The sequence below is a fragment of the Streptosporangium sp. H13245 genome, from assembly GCF_055690525.1.
Map to the genome: position 1 here is coordinate 791,637 of NZ_JBSZKT010000001.1, position 19,119 is coordinate 810,755.

Genomic DNA, 19,119 nt, shown 5'->3' on the forward strand with positions numbered 1-19,119 from the left:
GGCCGACGTCGGCGAACGTCGCACTCGCGGTGAGGACCGGGGACCCGGCGTCGTTCCGTACCGGCCCGGTCTCGACGGCCGCGCCTGGCAGGTTTTCCGCCGTACCCGCGACGCTTCCTCCGCGCTCGTCCCGAAAGCGCGGACGAACCCGCGGCACGGCTCAGGGCAGGTCGACGCCGCTGAGGCGGATCCGGGCGGCCACCGCGCGGTGGTCGTGGCGGGGCAGCGTGACGACGAGGCGTTCGAGGATCTGGATGTCGCTCCTGCCGTGTTCGGTCTCCGCGTAGGCCCACAGGTCCTCGGGGCCTCCACGCCGCAGCAGGCGGGCGCGTACCTGGCCCTCCAGCTCCTCGCGTTCGCTGCGCAGGGCGGGGGCCTCGGAGCGGGGCAGCAGGGGGCCTCGGTAGGCGCGGGCGACCGGGGTGGCCTCGTCGGCCGCGAGCAGCCGCTTGAGCTCCAGGAAGTCGGCCTCCACCACGCAGGTCAGGCGGTACGGCTTGGCGGCGATCGTCCGGCCGAGCTGGGCGCGGAGGCGGTGGATCTCGGCGCGGATGGTCACCGGGTTCCCCGCGTCGCCGTACAGGTGGAAGGAGAGCTGGGCGGCGGTCATCCCCTGGGGGTTGAGGGCGAGCATCGCGAGGATCTCGGCGTGGCGCGGGGAGAGCGACAGGCGGGTCCCGTCGAGGTGCGCCGAGGGGTGTTCGGCGCCGAGGAAGGACAGGGTGAGCACGGGACCCCTGGCCGGGCCGGTGAGCCGGAGCAGGAAGCCGTCGTCGCCGAGAACCTCCAGGAAGGCGCTCCGACCATCGGCCAGGACCACCCGGTCGCCCACCTCCGGCAGGCGTACGCGGGCGCCCCACTGCCGCGCGTCGTTACCGGCGATGATCCGTCCGGTCGCGGTGACCAGGGCGCCGGGCTCGCCGCGCAGCGTGCTCAGGTGCCGCTCGTGACGGCGTCTGAGCCGCTCGTCGCGTTCGAGCATGCGCAGCGTGAGGTGGCTCTCGGCCAGCCGCGCCGCGGCCTCGACGAGGGCGACGCTCGCCGGGTGCATGGCGCGCGTCCTGCCGCTGACGTCGACGCAGCCCAGCAGGTCGCCGCTGTCGGGGTCGACGATCGGCGCGGCGGAGCACGACCAGACGTGGAGCGCCCTGACCAGGTGTTCCGCGGAGAAGACGTGCAGGGAGCGCCGGGTCGCGAGGGCGGTGCCCAGGCCGTTGGTCCCGATCGCGTCCTCGCTCCAGTCGAAGCCGTCGGCCAGCCCCACCTCGTCGGCGCTCTCCATCGTCCGGTGGTTGCCGTCGCGCCAGAGCACCCTGCCGTGGGCGTCGGTGACGAGCAGGATCTGGTCGTCCGCGTCGACGGCCTCCAGGAGGGTCCCGGTGATGACCGGCAGGAGCCTGCTCATCGGGTGCGCCGAGCGGATCTCGCGGATGTCCTCGCCCTCGAAGGCGAGGGGGGCCGACCCGGTGTCGGGATCGACCCCGGCGTCCAGCGACCGCCGCCATGACGCGGAGATCACGCCTCTGGGCTCCTCACCCGCCGGACACTCGCCCCTGATCAGTGCCTCGTGCAGACGCCGCAGCCGTGACGAGTAGGAGTCGAGGTCGACCGTCTGGACAGCTCCCCGGTGGCTGTCGCGCACATATCCCCCCGGAATAGAGCCGATGGCCGAAGCATCGATGGTCGGGCCTCCGCCCGCAACCCGTTCGGCCAAAGAGGGTGTGCGGAGGGTGAGTGAACGATCGCAACGTGTGTGCAACCTTCGGAGGGTTACCTTTCGATCACACGGCGCCGTGTGCGGCCGCTCCGGCGTGTGTCGCGTCGGGTCTCGGACGTCTGGAGGGGGGCCCGGGGCCCGACGGGGGGTTTAATCCCCCTCCTGGGGGAACGCGTGCTCGCTCCAGTACACGACCCGGCCCGAACCCCGTAGGCTCGTGACGACCGATGTCACGGACGAGGAGCACAACGACGGTGAACCCAGGGGATGTCAACCTGCAGCAGCTGCTGGAGCAGGCACAGCTCATGCAGCAGCAGCTTGTGAGCGCCCAGCAGGAGCTGAACGACGCTGAAGTCGAGGGCTCCGCGGGCGGCGGACTGGTCGTGGCCACGGTCAACGGCGGGGGCGAGCTGCTCGAACTCAAGATCAGTCCCGAGGCCGTGGACCCCGGCGACCCCCAGGAGACGGCCGACACCATCGCCGACCTGGTCATCGCCGCCATTCGCGACGCCGTGCGCGCCGCGGCCGACCTGCAGCAGGAGAAGCTCGGCCCCCTCGCGCAGGGGCTGGGCGGCGGGGGCGGGCTCGGCCAGCTTCCCGGGTTCTAGGTCATGTACGAAGGGGTCGTCCAGAACCTGATCGACGAGCTGGGGATGCTTCCCGGAGTCGGTCCCAAGAGCGCGCAGCGCATCGCGTTCCACCTGCTGGCCGCGGAGCCGGCCGACGTGAAGCGGCTCGCGCACGCTCTGCTGGAGGTCAAGGAGAAGGTCCGCTTCTGCCGGGTCTGCGGCAACGTCGCCGCGGAGGAGGAGTGCCGGATCTGCCGCGACACCAGACGCGATCTCCACGTGATCTGCGTCGTCGAGGAGTCGAAGGACGTCGTGGCCATCGAGAGGACCCGTGAGTTCCGGGGCCGCTACCACGTGCTCGGCGGGGCGATCAGCCCGATCGACGGCGTCGGCCCCGACGACCTGAACATCCGAGAGCTCATGACCCGCCTGGCGGACGGCCAGGTCACCGAGCTGATCCTCGCCACCGACCCCAACCTTGAGGGGGAGGCGACGGCGACCTATCTCGCCCGTCTGGTCAAGCCGATGGGACTGAAAGTGACACGACTGGCCAGCGGTCTGCCGGTAGGCGGTGACCTTGAGTACGCGGACGAGGTCACCTTGGGCCGCGCGTTCGAAGGAAGAAGGCTCCTTGATGTCTGACGATGCGTGGAGCGCTCTCGCGGAACGAATCGCGGAGCACGCCAAGAACTACATCGACGGCCTGACCCGCCTGGCGGGCGGTGAGGGTGGCGACGCCATCCTGCCGCTGCTGCTGGTGGAGGTCGCGCAGGTCAGCTCGGCCGGCGCGCAGCTCGGCGCGAGCCAGGACGTGATCCTGTCGGGCAACTGGGAGCCGCACCTGGGCGAGGACCCGGACGTCGACGCCGTCCGTACGGCCCTCGCCGAGAGGCTGGGGCCGGTCGACGACTACGCCGAGGTCTTCGACCCCTACAAGGACACCGTGGTCACCCCGTACCGCCTGTCGGACGACCTGACGGCGGTGGCCGCCGACCTCCTGCACGGTCTGCGGCACCACCGGGCGGGCCGTCCCCTTGAGGCGCTCTGGTGGTGGCAGTACTCCTATTTCAACACCTGGGGAAACCACGCCGGAGCGGCGATGCGGGCACTTCAGGCGCTTGTCGCCCACACGCGGCTCGACGTCGCGGAGGAGCGCACGACGGTGTGATCGTCCACATGCTGGTTTGATCAGAGGGCCTCAGCAGGGGCGCCAGTAGACTGTGAGCTCCACAGCCCTAGATTGCTTCGGAGACATCTCGTGGCGCTCGTTGTTCAGAAGTATGGTGGTTCGTCCGTCGCCGACGCGTCCTGCATCAAGCGGGTCGCCCAGCGGATCGTCGCGACGAAAAAAGCCGGCAACGACGTCGTGGTGATCGTTTCGGCCATGGGCGACACGACGGACGAGCTGCTCGACCTCGCCCAGCAGGTCTCGCCGCTTCCACCGGGCCGCGAGCTCGACATGCTGCTCACCTCCGGTGAGCGCATCTCGATGGCGCTGCTGGCGATGGCGATCGCCAACCTGGGCCAGGAGGCGCGCTCGTTCACCGGTTCCCAGGCCGGGGTGATCACCGACTCCTCGCACGGCCGCGCGCGCATCATCGACGTGACGCCCGGCCGGATCCGCGGGGCGCTCGACAGCGGCCAGATCGCGATCGTGGCCGGTTTCCAGGGCGTCTCGCAGGACACCAAGGACATCACCACGCTCGGCAGGGGCGGCTCCGACACCACGGCGGTCGCGCTCGCCGCCGCCCTGAACGCCGACGTGTGCGAGATCTACACCGACGTGGACGGCGTCTTCACCGCCGACCCCCGCATCGTCCCCGCCGCCCGTAAGATCCCCAAGATCTCGTACGACGAGATGATGGAGATGGCGGCGTGCGGCGCGAAGATCCTGCACCTGCGCTGTGTCGAGTACGCTCGCCGGTTCAGCCTGCCGATCCACGTCAGAAGCTCGTTCAGCACCAAGGAAGGCACGTGGGTCGTCTCCGACCCCGACAGCGAAGGAACAGAGATGGAGCAGCCGATCATCTCCGGCGTCGCGCACGACCGGAGCGAGGCCAAGATCACCGTTGTCGGGGTGCCCGACAAGGTCGGCGAGGCTGCGACGATCTTCAAAACACTCGCCGACGCCGAGATCAACATCGACATGATCGTGCAGAACGTGTCGGCGGCGACGACCGGGCGGACGGACATCTCCTTCACGCTGCCCACGAGCGACGGCTCGGCCGCGCTCACCGCGCTGAAGAAGATCCAGGAGCGCATCGGCTTCGAGTCGCTGCTCTTCGACGACCAGATCGGCAAGATCTCGCTGATCGGGGCGGGCATGCGCTCGCACCCCGGCGTCACCGCGACGTTCTTCGCCGCCCTCGCCGACGCGGGGGTGAACATCGAGATGATCTCCACCTCGGAGATCCGCATCTCGGTGATCGTCGGGCAGGACGAGGTGGACACGGCGGTCGGCGCCGCGCACCGCGCGTTCGACCTCGACGCGGACCAGGTTGAAGCCGTGATCTACGGAGGTAGCGGGCGATGAGCCGCAAGCCCACTCTCGCCCTGATCGGGGCGACCGGTGCCGTCGGCACCGTCATGCGTGACATCATCTCCGGCCGCGAGGACGTCTACGGCGACATCAAGCTCGTCGCGTCCGCCCGCTCGGCGGGCAAGGTCCTGCGGGTCCGCGGCGAGGACCTCGTCGTCCAGGAGCTGGCCCCCGAGGTCTTCGACGGCGTCGACATCGCGATCTTCGACGTGCCGGACGAGGTCTCCGCGACCTGGGTGCCGATCGCCGCCGAGCGCGGGGCCGTCGTCATCGACAAGTCGGGCACCTTCCGGATGAACCCCGAGGTGCCGCTGGTCGTGCCGGAGGTCAACCCGCGGGACGCGCGCACCAGGCCGCTGGGGATCATCTCCACCCCCAACTGCACGACCCTGTCGATGATGGCCGCGATGGGCGCCCTCCACGAGGAGTACGGCCTGCGGGCGCTGGTGGTCGCCTCGTACCAGGCGGTCTCCGGCGCGGGTGTGGCGGGCTCGGCCCGCCTCTACGACGAGGTCGAGGCCCTGGCGGGTGACCGTACGATCGGGCAGACCGCCGGTGACGTGCGCAAGGCCCTGCAGAACAGGCTCGGGGACGAGGAGTCGCCGTTCCCGGCGCCGGTGGCGTTCAACGTCGTGCCGTGGGCGGGCTCGCTCAAGGACGGCGGCTGGGCCTCCGAGGAGCTCAAGCTCCGCAACGAGTCGAGGAAGATCCTCGGGATCCACGACCTGAAGGTCTCCGCGACCTGCGTCCGCGTCCCGGTGATCACCACGCACTCGCTGGCCGTGCACGCGACCTTCGAGCGCGAGATCACCGTCGCCGACGCCCACCGGATCCTTGAGGCCGCCCCGACCGTGGTCGTGATGGACGACCCGGCCAACGGCGTCTTCCCGACCCCGGCGGACGTCGTCGGGACCGACCCCACCTACGTGGGCCGGATCCGCCAGGCGCTCGACTTCCCCAACACCCTCGACCTGTTCGTCTGCGGCGACAACCTCCGCAAGGGCGCGGCCCTGAACGCGGCGGAGATCGCCGAGCTGGTCGCGGCCGAGTTCGCGTAGTCCTCCCGGGCCGTGCGGCGGGGTGGCGTCCTGTGACGCCACGCCGCCGCACGGCCCTCGCGGTCCCGGGGGCTCGGCGCGGGGGATCTCGTACGGCGCTGAGAGGCCGGGCGCGGTCCCTCAAGGGGTCGTGGGGTTCGCCGGGTCAGCGGAAGAGGATGTCCCAGTGGTCCGCCTCGCGGGCGAAGAGGGGGCCCGAGGTCGCCGACTGGCCGTACAGGCGGGCGCCGTCCCCCCGCACCCCCTGCGGCGGGTAGTTCTTCGTGATGTAGCGGTTGACGCATGCGTTGGGCTTGATGTCCAGCTTGTAGCCCTCGTGATGGCTGTAGGGGCCGGGGGCGTGGCCCACCTCGGTGCCGCCGGTGACGACGAGGGGGCAGCCGCTGCGGCGCCTCAGCTCGATGGCGCTGGAGACGGTCGCGGATCGCACGGCCTCCAGCGAGGTGCAGTTCGGTACCTTGCGGTTCGCGCACTTGCCCGAGGAGGTCCAGGTCAGGCCCGCTTCCCGCAGGAGCCGCTTGGCGTCCGTCTGCTGGAGCCTGACGGGCTGCTGTGCTTGCTGGGCCTGTCGCGTCTGGGGCGGGCGGGCCTCGGCCGGCTTTTCGAGGGCGACGGAGGCCGGGGTGGCGGCGACGGGGGCCTCGGCCGCCTGTGCTTTCCCGGGGCTCTGGGGGGTGGTTTCCGTGGTTTGTCTCCGGGGGGCGCCCGCCAGGGCCGCGGTGCGTGCTCGCGCGGTGGTCTCGGACGTCTGGGAGGGGGCCTGTTCGTGGTGCTTGCCCGCCAGGGCGGCGGTGCGTGTCCGCGCGGTGGTCTCGGGGGGCTTCGGCGTGTCCGCAGGGGTGGTGTCCTCCGGCCAGAGGGGGATCGCGGGGCTCCGCCGGACGGCCGCCGGGTGACACAGTTCCCGGATGTAGCGCCGCGCGGTTTCCATGGTGGCGATGTCGTACACTCCGGTGATCGTGAGTCGGCGTGCCTCCGCCGGGACGGCCGCGACGGGCCGGCTCACGACCGCGGCGCCGGTCGACGCGTTCCCGCTCTCCGCGGTCGCGCTGTCGTGCGGAGCCGATGCGATGAAAGATAGCTGCAGAGCGAGCAGTGCTCCGGCCGTCAACCGGGCAGCCCGCTGTCTACAGGGACGTGTCCCCATTTATGTATCCCTTGTCGCGGGAGCCCTTCCGCCAAATGGATCAATCCCACTCCCGAACCCGGATGATCCCTCACGAAGAGTGATTTTTGCCCGGTAGTGGGAATGATCGGGCGGCTCGATGACCTGCTGGGACAGCGATTTCGGCGATAGACCGACATGTCTGGATTTATCACGTACGGTGCCCTCGTCGTGTCGTCGGCGGACGACGCGGGGAGCGCACGGGAGGCGGGGGCGGGCGAGGCGGCGCGAGGGCGAGAGTGGCGGAGCAATCACGGATATGAGTGGCGGGGGCCATGTGGCGCGCTTAGGGTCGTTCACTGGGGCTTCTCCCTGGCGGTGCGGGACGGATGATCTAGGGTTCGTCCAGTGGAGAAAGACCAGATGAGCCCGTTCTCCCAGCTCCAATCGATAGGTGACGAGCGACCGATGACCGAGCCGACCCCGAGGACCCGTGGATCGGACAGGACCCGTGAGGTCATCGTGGAGACGGCCCTGCGGCTCTTCCGCGAGCGGGGATACGAGGCGACCACCATGCGGGCCATCGCCGCCGAGGCCGGGGTGTCGGTGGGCAACGCCTACTACTACTTCGCCTCGAAGGAGATCCTGGTCCAGGCGTACTACGACCGGGCTCAGACCGAGCACGAGGCCGCGTGCGAGAAGCTGCTGGCCACCGAGCACCGGTTCGCCGCGCGGCTGGCGGGGGTGCTGCGGGAGTGGGTGCGGGTCTCCGAGCCGTACCACGAGTTCGCGGTGAAGTTCTTCAAGCACGCGGCCGAGCCGAGTAACCCGCTCAACCCGTTCAGCGCCGAGTCTTCGCCCTCCAGGGACGCGTCGATCGCGATCTACCGGCGGGTCGTGGAGGGCTCCTCCGACCGCATGGACAGCGAGCTGCGGGCCGAGCTGCCGGAGCTGCTCTGGCTGATGTCGATGGGTGTCGTCCTGTTCTGGGTGCACGACGAGTCGGAGGGATGCCGGCGGACACACCGGTTCATCGAGCTCACCGTCCCGCTGGTGGACCGCCTGGTGGGGCTCTCGCACCTGCCCGGCCTGCGCGGGGTCGCCCGTGACTTCATCGCGGGGGTTCACGAACTCCGCGAGTGAGTCCCGGCGAGACCTCATGGACGACGGCCGGACGGCGCGGATCGTTTCTTGGTGGCATACCGTCCGGTTGGTACGGTCTGGCTATTGACGGCACCCCGAGCGGGTGCGGCAAGCTACGTCAGAACATCATTCTGGGAAGAGATCACCGACACGGAGGCGGCACGATGACCACGGGCCCACGCTGGGGCATGACGATCCCCTTCTACGACCGTTCACTGGCCGACTCCAGGGACCTGATCGCCGAGCTTCCCGGACTCGGCTACACCGACGCCTGGTCCGCCGAGGTCAGCGGCGTCGACGGCTTCGTCCCCCTGGCGATGGCCTCGGAATGGGCCCCGGGGATACGGCTCGGCAGCGCGATCGTCCCGGTCTCCACCCGGGGGCCCGGCCTGCTCGCGATGTCCGCCGCCACGCTCGCCGACCTCGCCCCCGAGCGCTTCGTCCTGGGCATCGGGGCCTCCTCCCCGGCCATCGTGGAACGCTGGAACGCCGGGGAGTTCGTCAAGCCGTTCGCCAGGACCAGGGACACCCTGCGCTTCCTGCGCGAGGCCCTCGCGGGCGAGAAGGTCACCGAGCGGTACGAGACGTTCGAGGTCAAGGGCTTCAAGCTGGAGCGCGCCCCCAGGATCCCGCCGAAGATCGTGCTCGCCGCGCTGCGTCCCCGCATGCTGCGCCTGGCCGCCGAGGAGGCCGACGGCGCGATCACCAACTGGCTCTCGCCCGGGGACGTGCGGCGGGTCAGGGCCGAGATCGGCCCGGAGACCGAGCTGATCGCCCGGCTGTTCGTGTGCGTCAGCGAAGACGCGGAGAAGGTGCGAGAGCTCGGGCGCCGGATGCTCGCGAGCTACCTGACCGTCCCGGTGTACGCCGCCTTCCACGACTGGCTGGGGCGCGGCGAGGTGCTGCGGCCGATGCACGAGGCCTGGGCGGCCGGAGACCGGCGGGCGGCGCTCAAGGCCATCCCCGACGAGGTCGTGGACGAGCTCATCGTGCACGGCGACGCCGCCACGTGCCGGGCCAGGATCCGGGAGTATGTGCGCGACGGCCTGAACACCCCGGTGCTCGCCCCCATCCCCGGGGGCGAGGTCCCGATCGCCCAGGCCGTACGAGATCTGGCCCCTGCCGAGGAGTGACCCTTGCACGACCTGTTGAGGCTCGACGCGCTCGGGCAGGCGCAAGCCGTACGGAAGGGGGAGATCTCCCCGAGGGAGCTCGCCGAGGCGGCGATCGCGCGGATCGAGGCGTGCGACGGCACGATCAACGCGGTCGTCCACCGCCGGTTCGAGCGGGCACTGGCGGAGGCGGACGATGTCGACCCCGACGCCCCCTTCGCGGGCGTGCCGACGCTGCTGAAGGACCTGGGCTGGAGCATGGCCGGGGAACCGTACCGCGCGGGATCGCGCACCCTCGACGGGATCCTCACCGAGCGCGAGGGCTACGCGGTGACCAAGCTGCGCCGGGCGGGGTTCACGATCCTGGGCCGGACCAACACCTCGGAGTTCGGCACCGCGATCACCACGGAGCCGCTGGCCTTCGGTCCCACCCGCAATCCGTACGACCTCCGCTACAGCAGCGGAGGATCGAGCGGCGGGTCCGCGGCGGCGGTGGCGTCGGGCATGGTCGCGGTCGCCACGGCGAGCGACGGCGGCGGGTCGATCCGGATCCCGGCGAGCATGTGCGGGCTGGTCGGGCTGAAGCCCGGCAGGGGCAGGGTCAGTTCCGGCCCCTCGGGGGGCGAGCCCTGGGCGGGCTTCTCGGCCGCGGGCCTGCTCTGCCGTACGGTCAGGGACAGCGCGGCGACCCTCGACGTGATCGCCGGGATGATGCCGGGCGACCCGTACGGCGCCCCGGCCTGGGGGCGCCCGCTCGCCGAGGAGGCCGGGGCGGATCCCGGGCGGCTGCGGATCGGCTTCCTCACCGGGCATCCGGGCGGCGGCGTCCCGGCCGATCCGGACCTGGTGGCCGCGGTCACCGGGGCCGCCGGGCTGCTGGAGGCGCTGGGCCACGACGTCGGGCCGGGAGGGCCCGCCGCGCTCGCCGAGGAGGGCTTCGCCACGCACTTCGGCACGATCGTCGCCGCCCACGTGGCCGCCGACCTGGAGGACATCGGGCGCTGGCGCGGCAGGCCCGTCGAGCTCGACGAGGTGGAGACGCGCAACCGGATCCTGGGGGCGGCGGGCCGGAAGCTCGACGCGGTCGCCTACGTGACCTCGCGCGACTGGATCGACGGGTTCAGACGGCGGATGGCCGCCTGGTGGGAGTCGCACGACCTGCTGCTCATGCCGTCCCTGGGGGTGGCGCCCTTCCGCCTCGGCTGGCTGGCCGCCGACGACGTCAGCACCTCGCCGGGCCGTACCAGCCGCGCCGTGTCGTTCACCTCGCCCGTCAACGCCACCGGGCAGCCCGCGATCTCCCTGCCGCTGCACCGCACCGCGGACGGACTGCCGGTGGGGGTGCAGCTGGTCGCCGCCTCGGGGCGGGAGGACCTGCTCGTCCGGGTGGCCGCCCAGATCGAGGAGGAGCGGCCCTTCCGGCACGCGGCGACGCGGTAGCCGTCGTCCTGTCCTGTGCGGGGCGTTCGGGAACCCTGTCGGGAGATCACGCGTTATATCGTGAGGCGGCGGGGTAGTACGCCGCCAGGCGAACGTGGTTCCGAGGAGGATCCCATGGCGAAGGCGGCGCGCGCGGCGCAGGCGTGGCGGACGTACCGGGACGTGACGAAGCCGGGCTCTCCCGGTCTCGGCACCCGTCTCCGTGCCCTCCCCAGAATGGTCGGCGCGGTCATGAACGGGCAGTATTCCGGTATGGGCAAGGGCAAGCTGGCCATGATGGGGCTCGGCGTGCTCTACATCATCTCGCCGGTCGACATCGTCCCCGACTTCCTGGTTCTCATCGGGGTGGCCGACGACTTCGGTGTGTTCCTGTGGCTGATGGGCTCCCTGCTCGGTGAGGGCGGGCGCTACGTCGACTGGGAGCGCGAGCGGATCAGGTCCGTCCAGCCCCGGGTTCCGTCCGGCCCTGAGTGAGGGCGGGTCAGATCTGTTCCATCCTGAGCCAGGCGCGCGAGGGCAGCGGGTGGCCGAACAGGCGGGCGGCGTTACCGTAGGCGACCCGGGCGATGTCGGCGGGCGGCAGGCTGCCCAGGTTCGTCGCGACGGCCTGCTGGGTGTCTGGCCAGGTGGAGTCGGAGTGGGGGTAGCCGCTCTCCAGCAGCACGTGCTCCAGCCCGACGGCGAGCCGCACCCCCGACAGGGCGTGGTCGTTGAGCGTGCCGAAGAAGAAGTTTCTCCGCAGCACCTCGCTGGGCTTCAGGCCGCCCTCCCAGGAGGCCTCCCCCGCCACCGGGTGGTCGAGCGCGTAGTCGGCCCGTTCGGCCAGCATCGGCAGCCAGCCCACGCCGCCCTCCACGATCAGGATCCGCAGCGCGGGGAAGCGCAGCGGGATGCCCGACCAGAGCCAGTCGGCGCAGGCGAACATGGCGCTCGCCGGCATCAGCGTGGTGATCGCCTCGATCGGGGTGTCCGGGGAGGGGACCGGAGCCCAGGAACCGGCACCGGCGTGCAGGCAGACGACGGTGCCCGTCTCCTCGCACGCCTGGAAGAACGGGTCCCAGTGGTCGCTGTGGATGGACGGCAGGCGCAGCCGGGTGGGGAACTCGGGGAAGAGCACCGCCTTGAAACCGCGCGCCGCGTTGTCGCGGATCTCCTTGGCGGCCACCTCGGGGTCGGTCAGCCAGGGCAGCTGCAGGGCGATGATCCGCTCCGGGTAGGTGCCCGCCCAGACCTCCACGTGCCAGTCGTTCCACGCGCGCAGGACCGACAGGCCCAGCTCCTGGTCGCGCGTCTTGGCGAAGACCATGCCGGACTGCCCGGCCAGCATGCCGGGGAAGCACAGCGCGGCCCAGACACCGGCGCGGTCCATGTCCTCGATCCGGGCCTCGACGTCATGGCAACCGGGACGCATGTGCTCGAACCGGACCGGGTCGAGCGTCCACTGCTCGCGGGGCAGGCCGGCACCCACGTCGAGCCCGGCACAGGGGTAGGTGGCCCCGCCGTACCGCCAGACCTGGTGACCGGAGTCGGTCTCGACCACCTTGGGCGCCATGTCGGCGTATTTCTCCGGCAGCCGGTCGTCGAACATGTCGGGCGGCTCGATCAGGTGGTCGTCGGCTGAAATGATCACATAGTCCCGCCGCCTGGGCTCGGGGTCGGGGAGCAGCGGCGTAGTCACACGGTCAACCGTATTCCGCTGGAATAACACTCATCAAGCTGCAAGGTCTCCGCTTGGTATCTCTGTCTCTCACGACGCCTCCCGCGATGTTCCCGTCACGCTCTCCGCCGGCGTCTCCCGTGATGTCCCTATCGCGTCTTTCGTGATGTCCTCATCGCGCTTTTCGTGAGCCCCTGTCATGTCCTTGGTGACACTCCCCCGCGCGGCGCCTCCCGCGGTGCCTTTCGCGGGCCCCGGGGCCGCCTGAGGGGGGGTAAGTGCGACCCCGGGGACGGGCCCGCCGGAGGGTGCTGCCCATGGCGGGCCCTGCGAGGGCGCCTACCCAGAGATCGCCCCAATATCAGGATTTTTCAGAAGATGATGCTTGAGGGCGGATATCACCTTTTCGTCCAGACCCAAGGTGCGCAGGCAGTAGTCCCGTACCGGGCCCAGTTCGTCCAGGAAGAGGCGCATCGCGTCGGCGGGCGCCTCGCCGAACCCCGCCCACTGGACCGGCTCCCCCGGATGCTCCCTCTCCCAGTACGCGACCATCTGGGGCCTGGCCAGCCCGGTCAGCGCGTAGTCGGCGATCACGTCCTCCTCGGACACCCCCAGCAGCCGCAGGACCAGGGCGACCAGCAGCCCCGTGCGGTCCTTGCCCGCCGCGCAGTGGACCACCACGGGCGCGTTCTCCGCCTCGGCGATCACCTCCAGGGCGCTCCTGAGCTCGGCGTGACCGTCCTGGGAGACCTCCAGATAGCGGTCGGCGAAGAACCTGGCGATCCCGGCGTCGGGGTCGTAGTCACGAGTGGTGTCCCACCTGCGATGCTCGACCGGGAGGTTGTGGTAGCCCGGCCCCTGCGGGGCACGGCCGCGACGCGCCACCTCGTTGGGATGGCGCAGGTCGATCACGGTGCGTACGCCGAGCGCGTGGAAGCGGTCGAGGTCGTCGTCGGCGAGCATGTGCAGCGAGGCGGAGCGGTAGAGCCGCCGCCAGCGCACCTCCATCCCGCCGTCCGTCCGGTAGCCGCCCACGTCACGGAAGTTGTACAGCCGCGCGAACTCGATATGCCGGATCACGCCCTCTAACCTATCCAGCGGTGGGTCTCGCGCGATGGGGCAGGGGATGCGAGTGATGGTTCCGGCACGGGATGACATTCCGTACGCCGTGCGGGTGGCGCTGCTGTTCGTGCTCGCGCTCTCCACGGTGATCGTCCACCTCAACCAGGCCCCTCCCCTGCGGCCCGCGGGGGAGCTCGTGGCGGACCTGCGGGCGGGCGCGGTGACCAAGATCGTATATGACCGCAACTGGCCCGCCTACGGCACGCTGACGTGGTCCCACGGGCCGCTCTCCTGGAGCCAGGCCCGTTTCGACCAGCCCGACGACGTCTGGGACCCCCGGACCACCCGGCTGGTCCCCGAGGCCCTGGAACGTCGCCAGGAGGCGTTCCTGGCCCAGGTGCGCGCCGCCGCCGACCCCTCCGTGGAGATCGTGCGCACCGACGGCCCCGGGGCCCTGGCGGGCTCGCCCGCCTACGGCCGGTGGTGGGAGCCGTTCGGCCCGGTGGCGGTCGCGGCGGAGATCCTGGCCTGGCTGCTCATGCTGGCCCGGCCGAACCCCCGCTACGCCAGCCGCTGGGCGTGGTTCTGGATGTTCCTCACCGGCGGCTCGCTGCTCTACGTCCTGCTGGAGCCGAGACCCCTGTGGCGGGACCCGTACGAGGCACTGCCCGCACCGGCCAGGCTCGACGGGACACGCGGGTTCGCGATCGCGGTGGCGCTCCTTTTCGGCATGGCGATGGTCAACGCGTGATCGTCGAGTAGTTAATAAGGTATGGCCCCTGAAGCGCTGGAGGTCCGTCGCGGCTGGCGGATCGTCGGGCTGACCATCCGGTCGGTCCTCCTGGTCGTCCTGGTTTTCGGCGTCCTGATCACCGTGCTGAACCGTGCGCCCTTCCCGGAGACGCGGGACGGGTTCCGCGCCGCGGCCTCGGCCGACCGCGTCTCCCTCGTCGAGTACGACGAGCGGGACGGTGCGATCCGCTACGTCCGATGGGCCGAGGGCCCGCTGGCCTGGCGCGAACTCGACGCCGGGACGTTCGGGGCGGCATCGCCCCCCTACACGATGGCGGACCTCAGGCGCGACATGGGTCGCAGCGGCGCCAAGGTGATCGAGCTGAGCGACTCCGGGGAAATCCCCCTCGGATCCCGGTGGGTTCTTGAGCTGCCGGTGCCCATCGGCGGTGAGTGGCCGATCGCGGCCTGGGCGCTCACCTTCCTGATCATGCTCGGGTCGACGCCCCGGCTGGGCAACCGGTGGGCCTGGTTCTGGATCCTCGCCGGAGGGTGGATCGGCGCGATCCTGTTCCTGCTGCTCGAACCCCGCCCGCTCTGGTTCGCGGCCGGGCGGGTCCCCGCGCCGCGCGGGCGGCTGGGCGGCGGGCGGGGCTTCCTGCTGGGAATACTTCTGGGCCTGCTCTCCGGGGTTCTGACGCGGGCCGCCGGTTACCTTCTGGACCTCGTGTCCGGCTGACACCGGCTCCCGGTCAGGATCCGGTCTGTTCCGCCGGTGCCGCCGCGGTCCGCGGGGCGGCGTCCGGCGACTCGCCTGGTCCACCGGGCTCGCCGGGGGCGTTCGCCGCGGCCCTGAGGTCGGCGGCCTCCCTGCGGATCAGCAGCGCCCAGCCGCCGATCGCGACCCCGATGAACAGCCACCACTGCACGCCGTAGGCCAGGTTGAGACCGCCTCCCTCGCCGACCTCCGGCGCGGGGACGGGTGCGGGCGCCGCGGCGGCCTCGGGCGACTGCCCGGTCAGCTCGACGTACCCGCCGAGGAGCCGGTACGGCAGACGGCGGCCGATCGCCTCGGTGTTGATCAGCAGGACCTGTCCCGAGGGCAGGCCCGCCCGGTCGCGGATGCCGGAGGTCTCCTCGGTCTCGGCGGGGCGTAGCCTGCCGGTGACAGTCACCTCACCCGGGGACGGCGCGGGGACCTCGGGGAGGGCGTCGGCGGTACTGCCCGCCCTGACCCAGCCCCGGTTCACCAGCACGCCGGTGCCGTCCGCCCTGACCAGCGGAGTCAGCACGTAGAAGCCGACCGCCTTGTCCTGGACGCGGCGCCGGACCAGGAGCTGGGCGTTCGCGTCGTACGTCCCCTTAGCTGTGACGGTGCGGTATTTGTCCTGCGTAGAGACGGTGCCGCCGGGTGAGGTGAGGCTCTCCACGGCGACGGGCGCGGCGGCGAGGTTGCCGGTGACCTGGTGGCTGCTGGTGGACCTCTCCTCGAAACGCCCGAACTGCCACTGGCCCAGCAGCACGAAAGCGGGGATGACCAGCAACACCACCACGTGGAGAGCCAGCCATCGGGGAGTCAGCAGGAAGCGGTACACGTCCTCAAGGGTAGGCACCGGGGGCACCGCCCCGTCCTCCGAGTGCGCCTTTGGGCGTAGCCGGGTGCGCCTTTGGGCGTAGTAAGGTGCCCGGGACCGCCCGATCCTCGGATGTCATGGAAAAGCTCACCGGACACTCCGGGCGTCGCATACGGTCATGTGAGTTTTACCCCGGGATGTTCCACCACCTCCGGAGCCCGCCCCTGATGACTGTGCTCATGCCCGCGCCCGCGGCTCCGCTCGTACTCCCCCGCATCGGGGTCCTGCTGCGGCACGCCGCTCCCAGGGTGTTCGAGAGCATGATCCTTCCCGTTCTCGTCTTCTACGTCGCGCTGATCTTCACCAACGCGAACGGCGCGCTGGCGGTGGCGGCGGCCTGGGTCTACGGCGGCGTCGCCTGGCGGCTGGTGAAGGGCGGCGAGGCACCGGGCACGCTGCTGCTGGCGGCGGGCACGATCACCGTCAGGGTGGTGCTGGCGGTGGCGACGGGCAACCCCATCGTGTTCTTCCTGCAGCCCTGCCTCGGGGTGTTCTGCGTGAGCATGGGCTTCCTGCTCACCGCGCCGCTGCAGAGGCCGCTGATCCGGCGGGTGGTGGCCGATCTCGTACCGCTGCCCGACCAGGTGATGGAGCATCCCCGGATGCGCCGCTTCTTCGTGTCGCAGTCGGTGCTGTGGGGCTGCGCGCAGCTGCTGAACGGGGCGCTGAGCCTGTGGCTGCTGCTCAGCCAGACCCTGGAGACCTATCTCCTCGTGCGCACCTCCGCGGTCGCGGTGCTGCTCGGCGGCGTGGCGCTGGTCTCGGTGCTCAGCCTCAGGCACTGCCTGCGGAGGTTGGAGACGCGAGGGCCGGAGACCCCGGAAGCGGAGCTCCGGAGCCTGTAGGGCGCATGCCGGGGCCGGGCACCGGGGTGACCTCCCTCGGACCGGGCACCTCGTGCCCTTCGGCGCACCGGAAGTGCTGCTCGACCAGGGCGCCGCAGCCTCGGTGGGTGACGCGCACCGGCGGCCCCTCGCGGTCGCTGAGATACCGGTCGCCCCACCGCATCAGGGCCATCAGGGTCGGATAGAGGTCGAGACCCATCTGGGTCAGCCGGTACTCGTCACGCTGCCGCTGGCCGGGCTCGCGGTAGGGGACCTTGCGCAGCAGCCCCTCCTCCACCAGCCGGGTCAGCCGGGCGCTGAGCACCTGCCTGGGCGCTCCTGTGGCGGCCTGCATGTCGGCGAAGCGCCGCACGCCGCTGAACGCCTCGCGCAGCACCAGGAACGTCCACTTCTCGCCGACGACGCCCAGGGCGCGTTCGATGGAGCAGTTGTCCACCCGCAGGGGCAGGTTGCCGGGAGCCGCCTCTTTCATGTGCGAATCGTAGGTCGCCATCGCACCACCTCCAACGTTCACCTAAGTCTAGTTGACATACTCAGATGTCCTGCGAGACTCTGAGTCCATGATGCGAACTCAGCTCGTGTCGCCGGACGGTGTGCCGGCGCCCGGGGACGTCACGGTCGCGTACGGGAGCATTCCGAAGACGTCCGGGGACATCGCGGTCGTGTACGGGAACATGCCGGCGGTGTCCGGGGACGCCGTCGAGATCCGGTCCGCGCGGCCGGACGACGAGGAGGGGATCCGTCGTTTCCTCGGGGGACTGTCGTCCCGTACGCAGGCGCGGAGGTTCTTCGCCGGGATGGGCCGCCCGAGCGCGAGCTTCGTCAGGACGCTTCTCGCGGTGGACGAGCGGCGCGACGCCCTGCTCGCCGTGCACGGGGGCCTTCTCGTCGGGCACGCGATGAGCTGCCGGGGCGAGGAGGCCGACGTCGAGATCGCCGTGGTGGTGGGCGACGAGTGGCAGGGGATGGGGCTCGGCTCCCGGCTCGTCCGCGCGCTGATGCGCCGCGCGGAGGCCAGGGGGGCCAGGACGGTGGGGATGGACGTGCTCGGGGACAACCGCACGGTCCTGTCGATGGTCCGCAGGGCATGGCCGGAGGCGACCATGCGCGTCTCCTCCGGCACGGTCGAGGTGACCGCGAGGATCCTCCGCTGAGCGATCCCCGGCGCCGCCTCCCGTGGCCGTACCCGAACCCGCCCGACGGGAGGCGGCGCGGCTCCACGATCAGGGCGGTACGATCGACGTGGTCCAAGCTGTTTCCCGAGCAGTTTGCGGAACAAGGTTCTGTTACCCCACCATGGGATCCGTGAAGAACGCCAAGAACGGACGCGACGGCCGCACCAGGATCGTCGAGGGTGCCCTGCGCCGATTCAGCCAGGACGGGGTCTCGGCCACCACGCTGGCCAGCCTCCGCGAGGAGAGCGGCGTCAGCGTCGGCAGTTTCTATCACCACTTCGCCAGCAAGGAACACGTCTTCGGCGTCCTGTACGCCGAGACCCTGCGCATGTACCAGGACGCGTTCCTCGCCGAACTCCAGCGCCACGAGACCGCCAGGGGAGGCATCGAGGCCATCGTCGCGCTGCACATGTCCTGGAGCGGCGAACACCGCGAGCGCGCGCACCTGCTGATCAGCGAGCGCCCGCCCAGGCGCGACGAGCCGGGCGGCACCGAGGTCTCGGAGTCGCGCAGGGCGTTCTTCAGGAAGGTCTCCGACTGGTGGCGCCCGCACATGAAGGACGGCCTGCTCCAGCCCGTCCACCCGACGATGTGCTACGTGCTCTGGCTGGGACCGGCCACCGAGATGTGCCGACTGTGGTTCGCCGGTGCGCACCAGCCCACCCCCGAGGAGATCAGCGGTCTCCGCGAGGCGGCCTGGCAGAGCCTGCGGCAGCAGAGCTCCTGATCGACCGCTCTGACCGCTCCAAGCACCCCGGCCGTTCCGATCGCGCTGACCGCCCCGATTACTCCGTGCGTCCCGACCGCTCCAAGCGCCCCGGCCGCTCCGACCGTCCCGACTGCGCTGAGCGCCCCGGCCGCTCCGATCGGTTCTGTGCGTCCCGGCCGCTCTGAGCGCCGTACGTCAAGCCGGTGTCACCACCGGCACTCCGGCCCGGATCACGGGGGCTTCTCCGGGCCGGAGCGGTCTCAGTGCGCTCCCACCAGCTGGCGCGTCCGCGTCGCCACCCGCCAGACGTCCTCGGCCAGCGATATGTCCAGCCGCAGGTCCTGACGCCGACGCCGCAGGCCGGGCACCAGCACCCGGTCGGAGACGTCGAACCTGCCACGCCGGGCGTATCCGAACCCCAGCTCTCCGGGAAAGACCCGTAACTCATCCTGATTGCCGCACCGCGGGCAGGTCCAGGCGACCAGATCCTTGCCACGGTGGTAGTCGTGGCAGGCGCGGAAATATTCGTCAGGATGGAAACGGGACTCGCAGGCGAAGCAGGGGATCAGCATCATGGATCCTTTGAAGCGTGTGGTGCGGCTCCCAAGAAGTACCGCTTTCC

Annotated in this window: 21 protein-coding genes; 14 read left to right on the forward strand and 7 right to left on the reverse strand. The window is 70.8% G+C overall.

From position 1 onward, the window contains the following. Window positions 1-160 precede the first annotated feature (160 nt). Complete coding sequence (locus ACW9TB_RS03740; protein WP_472746465.1) at window positions 161-1,642, reverse strand: GAF domain-containing protein; 1,482 nt, start codon at window positions 1,640-1,642, stop codon at window positions 161-163. A 329-nt stretch (window positions 1,643-1,971) separates the two neighbouring features. Here ACW9TB_RS03740 and ACW9TB_RS03745 point away from each other — a divergent pair, with 329 nt between their 5' ends. From ACW9TB_RS03745 to ACW9TB_RS03765, 5 genes are all read left to right on the forward strand, one after another. Then, on the forward strand, window positions 1,972-2,325 hold the full coding sequence (locus ACW9TB_RS03745; RefSeq protein WP_329087916.1) for a YbaB/EbfC family nucleoid-associated protein: 354 nt from the start codon (window positions 1,972-1,974) through the stop codon (window positions 2,323-2,325). Window positions 2,326-2,328: 3 nt separating this feature from the next. Then, window positions 2,329-2,928: a recombination mediator RecR gene (gene recR, locus ACW9TB_RS03750; RefSeq protein ID WP_350968710.1), complete on the forward strand. Its 600-nt coding sequence runs from the start codon at window positions 2,329-2,331 to the stop codon at window positions 2,926-2,928. Continuing rightward, window positions 2,921-3,454: a DUF5063 domain-containing protein gene (locus ACW9TB_RS03755; protein WP_344743938.1), complete on the forward strand. Its 534-nt coding sequence runs from the start codon at window positions 2,921-2,923 to the stop codon at window positions 3,452-3,454. Before recR ends, ACW9TB_RS03755 begins: the two co-directional genes overlap by 8 nt. Window positions 3,455-3,544: 90 nt before the next feature. After that, a complete protein-coding gene (locus tag ACW9TB_RS03760) occupies window positions 3,545-4,819 on the forward strand; it encodes an aspartate kinase (protein ID WP_472746466.1) in 1,275 nt (424 codons plus the stop codon). Further along, window positions 4,816-5,883 (forward strand): aspartate-semialdehyde dehydrogenase, encoded by a 1,068-nt coding sequence (locus tag ACW9TB_RS03765; RefSeq protein WP_472746467.1) that lies wholly within the window; start codon window positions 4,816-4,818, stop codon window positions 5,881-5,883. The genes ACW9TB_RS03760 and ACW9TB_RS03765 overlap by 4 nt, the downstream gene beginning before the upstream one ends. A 145-nt stretch (window positions 5,884-6,028) precedes the next feature. Here ACW9TB_RS03765 and ACW9TB_RS03770 read toward each other — a convergent pair whose 3' ends face one another. Further along, window positions 6,029-6,832, reverse strand: coding sequence for a hypothetical protein (locus tag ACW9TB_RS03770; RefSeq protein ID WP_472746468.1), 804 nt, complete (start codon window positions 6,830-6,832; stop codon window positions 6,029-6,031). A 624-nt stretch (window positions 6,833-7,456) separates the two neighbouring features. On the opposite strand from ACW9TB_RS03770, the gene ACW9TB_RS03775 reads away from it, so the two are divergent. The 4 genes from ACW9TB_RS03775 to ACW9TB_RS03790 all read left to right on the forward strand — a co-directional run bounded on the left by ACW9TB_RS03775 (window position 7,457) and on the right by ACW9TB_RS03790 (window position 11,157). Then, window positions 7,457-8,131: a TetR/AcrR family transcriptional regulator gene (locus ACW9TB_RS03775; RefSeq protein ID WP_472746469.1), complete on the forward strand. Its 675-nt coding sequence runs from the start codon at window positions 7,457-7,459 to the stop codon at window positions 8,129-8,131. 164 nt (window positions 8,132-8,295) lie between these two features. Further along, window positions 8,296-9,264 (forward strand): LLM class F420-dependent oxidoreductase, encoded by a 969-nt coding sequence (locus ACW9TB_RS03780; RefSeq protein WP_472746470.1) that lies wholly within the window; start codon window positions 8,296-8,298, stop codon window positions 9,262-9,264. Between the two features lie 3 nt (window positions 9,265-9,267). After that, window positions 9,268-10,683, forward strand: coding sequence for an amidase (locus ACW9TB_RS03785; RefSeq protein ID WP_472746471.1), 1,416 nt, complete (start codon window positions 9,268-9,270; stop codon window positions 10,681-10,683). 114 nt (window positions 10,684-10,797) lie between these two features. Then, window positions 10,798-11,157: a YkvA family protein gene (locus ACW9TB_RS03790; RefSeq protein WP_472746472.1), complete on the forward strand. Its 360-nt coding sequence runs from the start codon at window positions 10,798-10,800 to the stop codon at window positions 11,155-11,157. 7 nt (window positions 11,158-11,164) lie between these two features. On the opposite strand, the gene ACW9TB_RS03795 is transcribed toward ACW9TB_RS03790, so the two are convergent. Then, complete coding sequence (locus ACW9TB_RS03795) at window positions 11,165-12,361, reverse strand: amidohydrolase family protein (RefSeq protein ID WP_329087897.1); 1,197 nt, start codon at window positions 12,359-12,361, stop codon at window positions 11,165-11,167. Window positions 12,362-12,679: 318 nt separating this feature from the next. Next, entirely contained in the window at window positions 12,680-13,420 is a 741-nt protein-coding gene (locus tag ACW9TB_RS03800; protein WP_472746473.1) for a tyrosine-protein phosphatase, read from the reverse strand. A gap of 55 nt (window positions 13,421-13,475) precedes the next feature. On the opposite strand from ACW9TB_RS03800, the gene ACW9TB_RS03805 reads away from it, so the two are divergent. Both ACW9TB_RS03805 and ACW9TB_RS03810 read left to right on the forward strand, forming a co-directional pair. After that, window positions 13,476-14,153: a hypothetical protein gene (locus ACW9TB_RS03805; RefSeq protein WP_472746474.1), complete on the forward strand. Its 678-nt coding sequence runs from the start codon at window positions 13,476-13,478 to the stop codon at window positions 14,151-14,153. A gap of 21 nt (window positions 14,154-14,174) precedes the next feature. Then, window positions 14,175-14,873, forward strand: coding sequence for a hypothetical protein (locus tag ACW9TB_RS03810; protein ID WP_472746475.1), 699 nt, complete (start codon window positions 14,175-14,177; stop codon window positions 14,871-14,873). 13 nt (window positions 14,874-14,886) lie between these two features. Here the strand turns inward: ACW9TB_RS03810 and ACW9TB_RS03815 are convergent, their stop codons facing one another. Then, window positions 14,887-15,747 carry an SURF1 family cytochrome oxidase biogenesis protein gene (locus tag ACW9TB_RS03815; RefSeq protein ID WP_472746476.1) on the reverse strand — a complete coding sequence of 287 codons (861 nt, stop codon included), beginning with the start codon at window positions 15,745-15,747 and terminating at the stop codon, window positions 14,887-14,889. 188 nt (window positions 15,748-15,935) lie between these two features. Here ACW9TB_RS03815 and ACW9TB_RS03820 point away from each other — a divergent pair, with 188 nt between their 5' ends. Then, entirely contained in the window at window positions 15,936-16,613 is a 678-nt protein-coding gene (locus ACW9TB_RS03820; protein WP_472746477.1) for a VC0807 family protein, read from the forward strand. Here ACW9TB_RS03820 and ACW9TB_RS03825 read toward each other — a convergent pair. Next, complete coding sequence (locus tag ACW9TB_RS03825) at window positions 16,543-17,106, reverse strand: winged helix-turn-helix transcriptional regulator (RefSeq protein ID WP_472746478.1); 564 nt, start codon at window positions 17,104-17,106, stop codon at window positions 16,543-16,545. The genes ACW9TB_RS03820 and ACW9TB_RS03825 overlap by 71 nt on opposite strands. 67 nt (window positions 17,107-17,173) lie before the next feature. On the opposite strand from ACW9TB_RS03825, the gene ACW9TB_RS03830 reads away from it, so the two are divergent. Beyond that, a complete protein-coding gene (locus tag ACW9TB_RS03830) occupies window positions 17,174-17,767 on the forward strand; it encodes a GNAT family N-acetyltransferase (RefSeq protein WP_472746479.1) in 594 nt (197 codons plus the stop codon). Window positions 17,768-17,909: 142 nt separating this feature from the next. Further along, window positions 17,910-18,515 (forward strand): TetR/AcrR family transcriptional regulator, encoded by a 606-nt coding sequence (locus ACW9TB_RS03835; protein ID WP_472746480.1) that lies wholly within the window; start codon window positions 17,910-17,912, stop codon window positions 18,513-18,515. 242 nt (window positions 18,516-18,757) lie between these two features. Here ACW9TB_RS03835 and ACW9TB_RS03840 read toward each other — a convergent pair whose 3' ends face one another. After that, on the reverse strand, window positions 18,758-19,069 hold the full coding sequence (locus ACW9TB_RS03840) for a hypothetical protein (RefSeq protein WP_472746481.1): 312 nt from the start codon (window positions 19,067-19,069) through the stop codon (window positions 18,758-18,760). Window positions 19,070-19,119: the final 50 nt, after the last annotated feature.

Bases quoted from the DNA above. Each gene is read 5' to 3' on its own strand.
- ACW9TB_RS03765 (WP_472746467.1), top strand. From the start codon at position 4,816: ATGAGCCGCAAGCCCACTCTCGCCCTGATCGGGGCGACCGGTGCCGTC.
- ACW9TB_RS03820 (WP_472746477.1), top strand. From the start codon at position 15,936: ATGACTGTGCTCATGCCCGCGCCCGCGGCTCCGCTCGTACTCCCCCGC.
- recR (WP_350968710.1), top strand. From the start codon at position 2,329: ATGTACGAAGGGGTCGTCCAGAACCTGATCGACGAGCTGGGGATGCTT.
- ACW9TB_RS03805 (WP_472746474.1), top strand. From the start codon at position 13,476: ATGGTTCCGGCACGGGATGACATTCCGTACGCCGTGCGGGTGGCGCTG.
- ACW9TB_RS03755 (WP_344743938.1), top strand. From the start codon at position 2,921: ATGTCTGACGATGCGTGGAGCGCTCTCGCGGAACGAATCGCGGAGCAC.
- ACW9TB_RS03775 (WP_472746469.1), top strand. From the start codon at position 7,457: ATGACCGAGCCGACCCCGAGGACCCGTGGATCGGACAGGACCCGTGAG.
- ACW9TB_RS03790 (WP_472746472.1), top strand. From the start codon at position 10,798: ATGGCGAAGGCGGCGCGCGCGGCGCAGGCGTGGCGGACGTACCGGGAC.
- ACW9TB_RS03810 (WP_472746475.1), top strand. From the start codon at position 14,175: ATGGCCCCTGAAGCGCTGGAGGTCCGTCGCGGCTGGCGGATCGTCGGG.
- ACW9TB_RS03840 (WP_472746481.1), bottom strand. From the start codon at position 19,069: ATGCTGATCCCCTGCTTCGCCTGCGAGTCCCGTTTCCATCCTGACGAA.
- ACW9TB_RS03780 (WP_472746470.1), top strand. From the start codon at position 8,296: ATGACCACGGGCCCACGCTGGGGCATGACGATCCCCTTCTACGACCGT.
- ACW9TB_RS03825 (WP_472746478.1), bottom strand. From the start codon at position 17,106: ATGGCGACCTACGATTCGCACATGAAAGAGGCGGCTCCCGGCAACCTG.
- ACW9TB_RS03835 (WP_472746480.1), top strand. From the start codon at position 17,910: ATGGGATCCGTGAAGAACGCCAAGAACGGACGCGACGGCCGCACCAGG.
- ACW9TB_RS03830 (WP_472746479.1), top strand. From the start codon at position 17,174: ATGATGCGAACTCAGCTCGTGTCGCCGGACGGTGTGCCGGCGCCCGGG.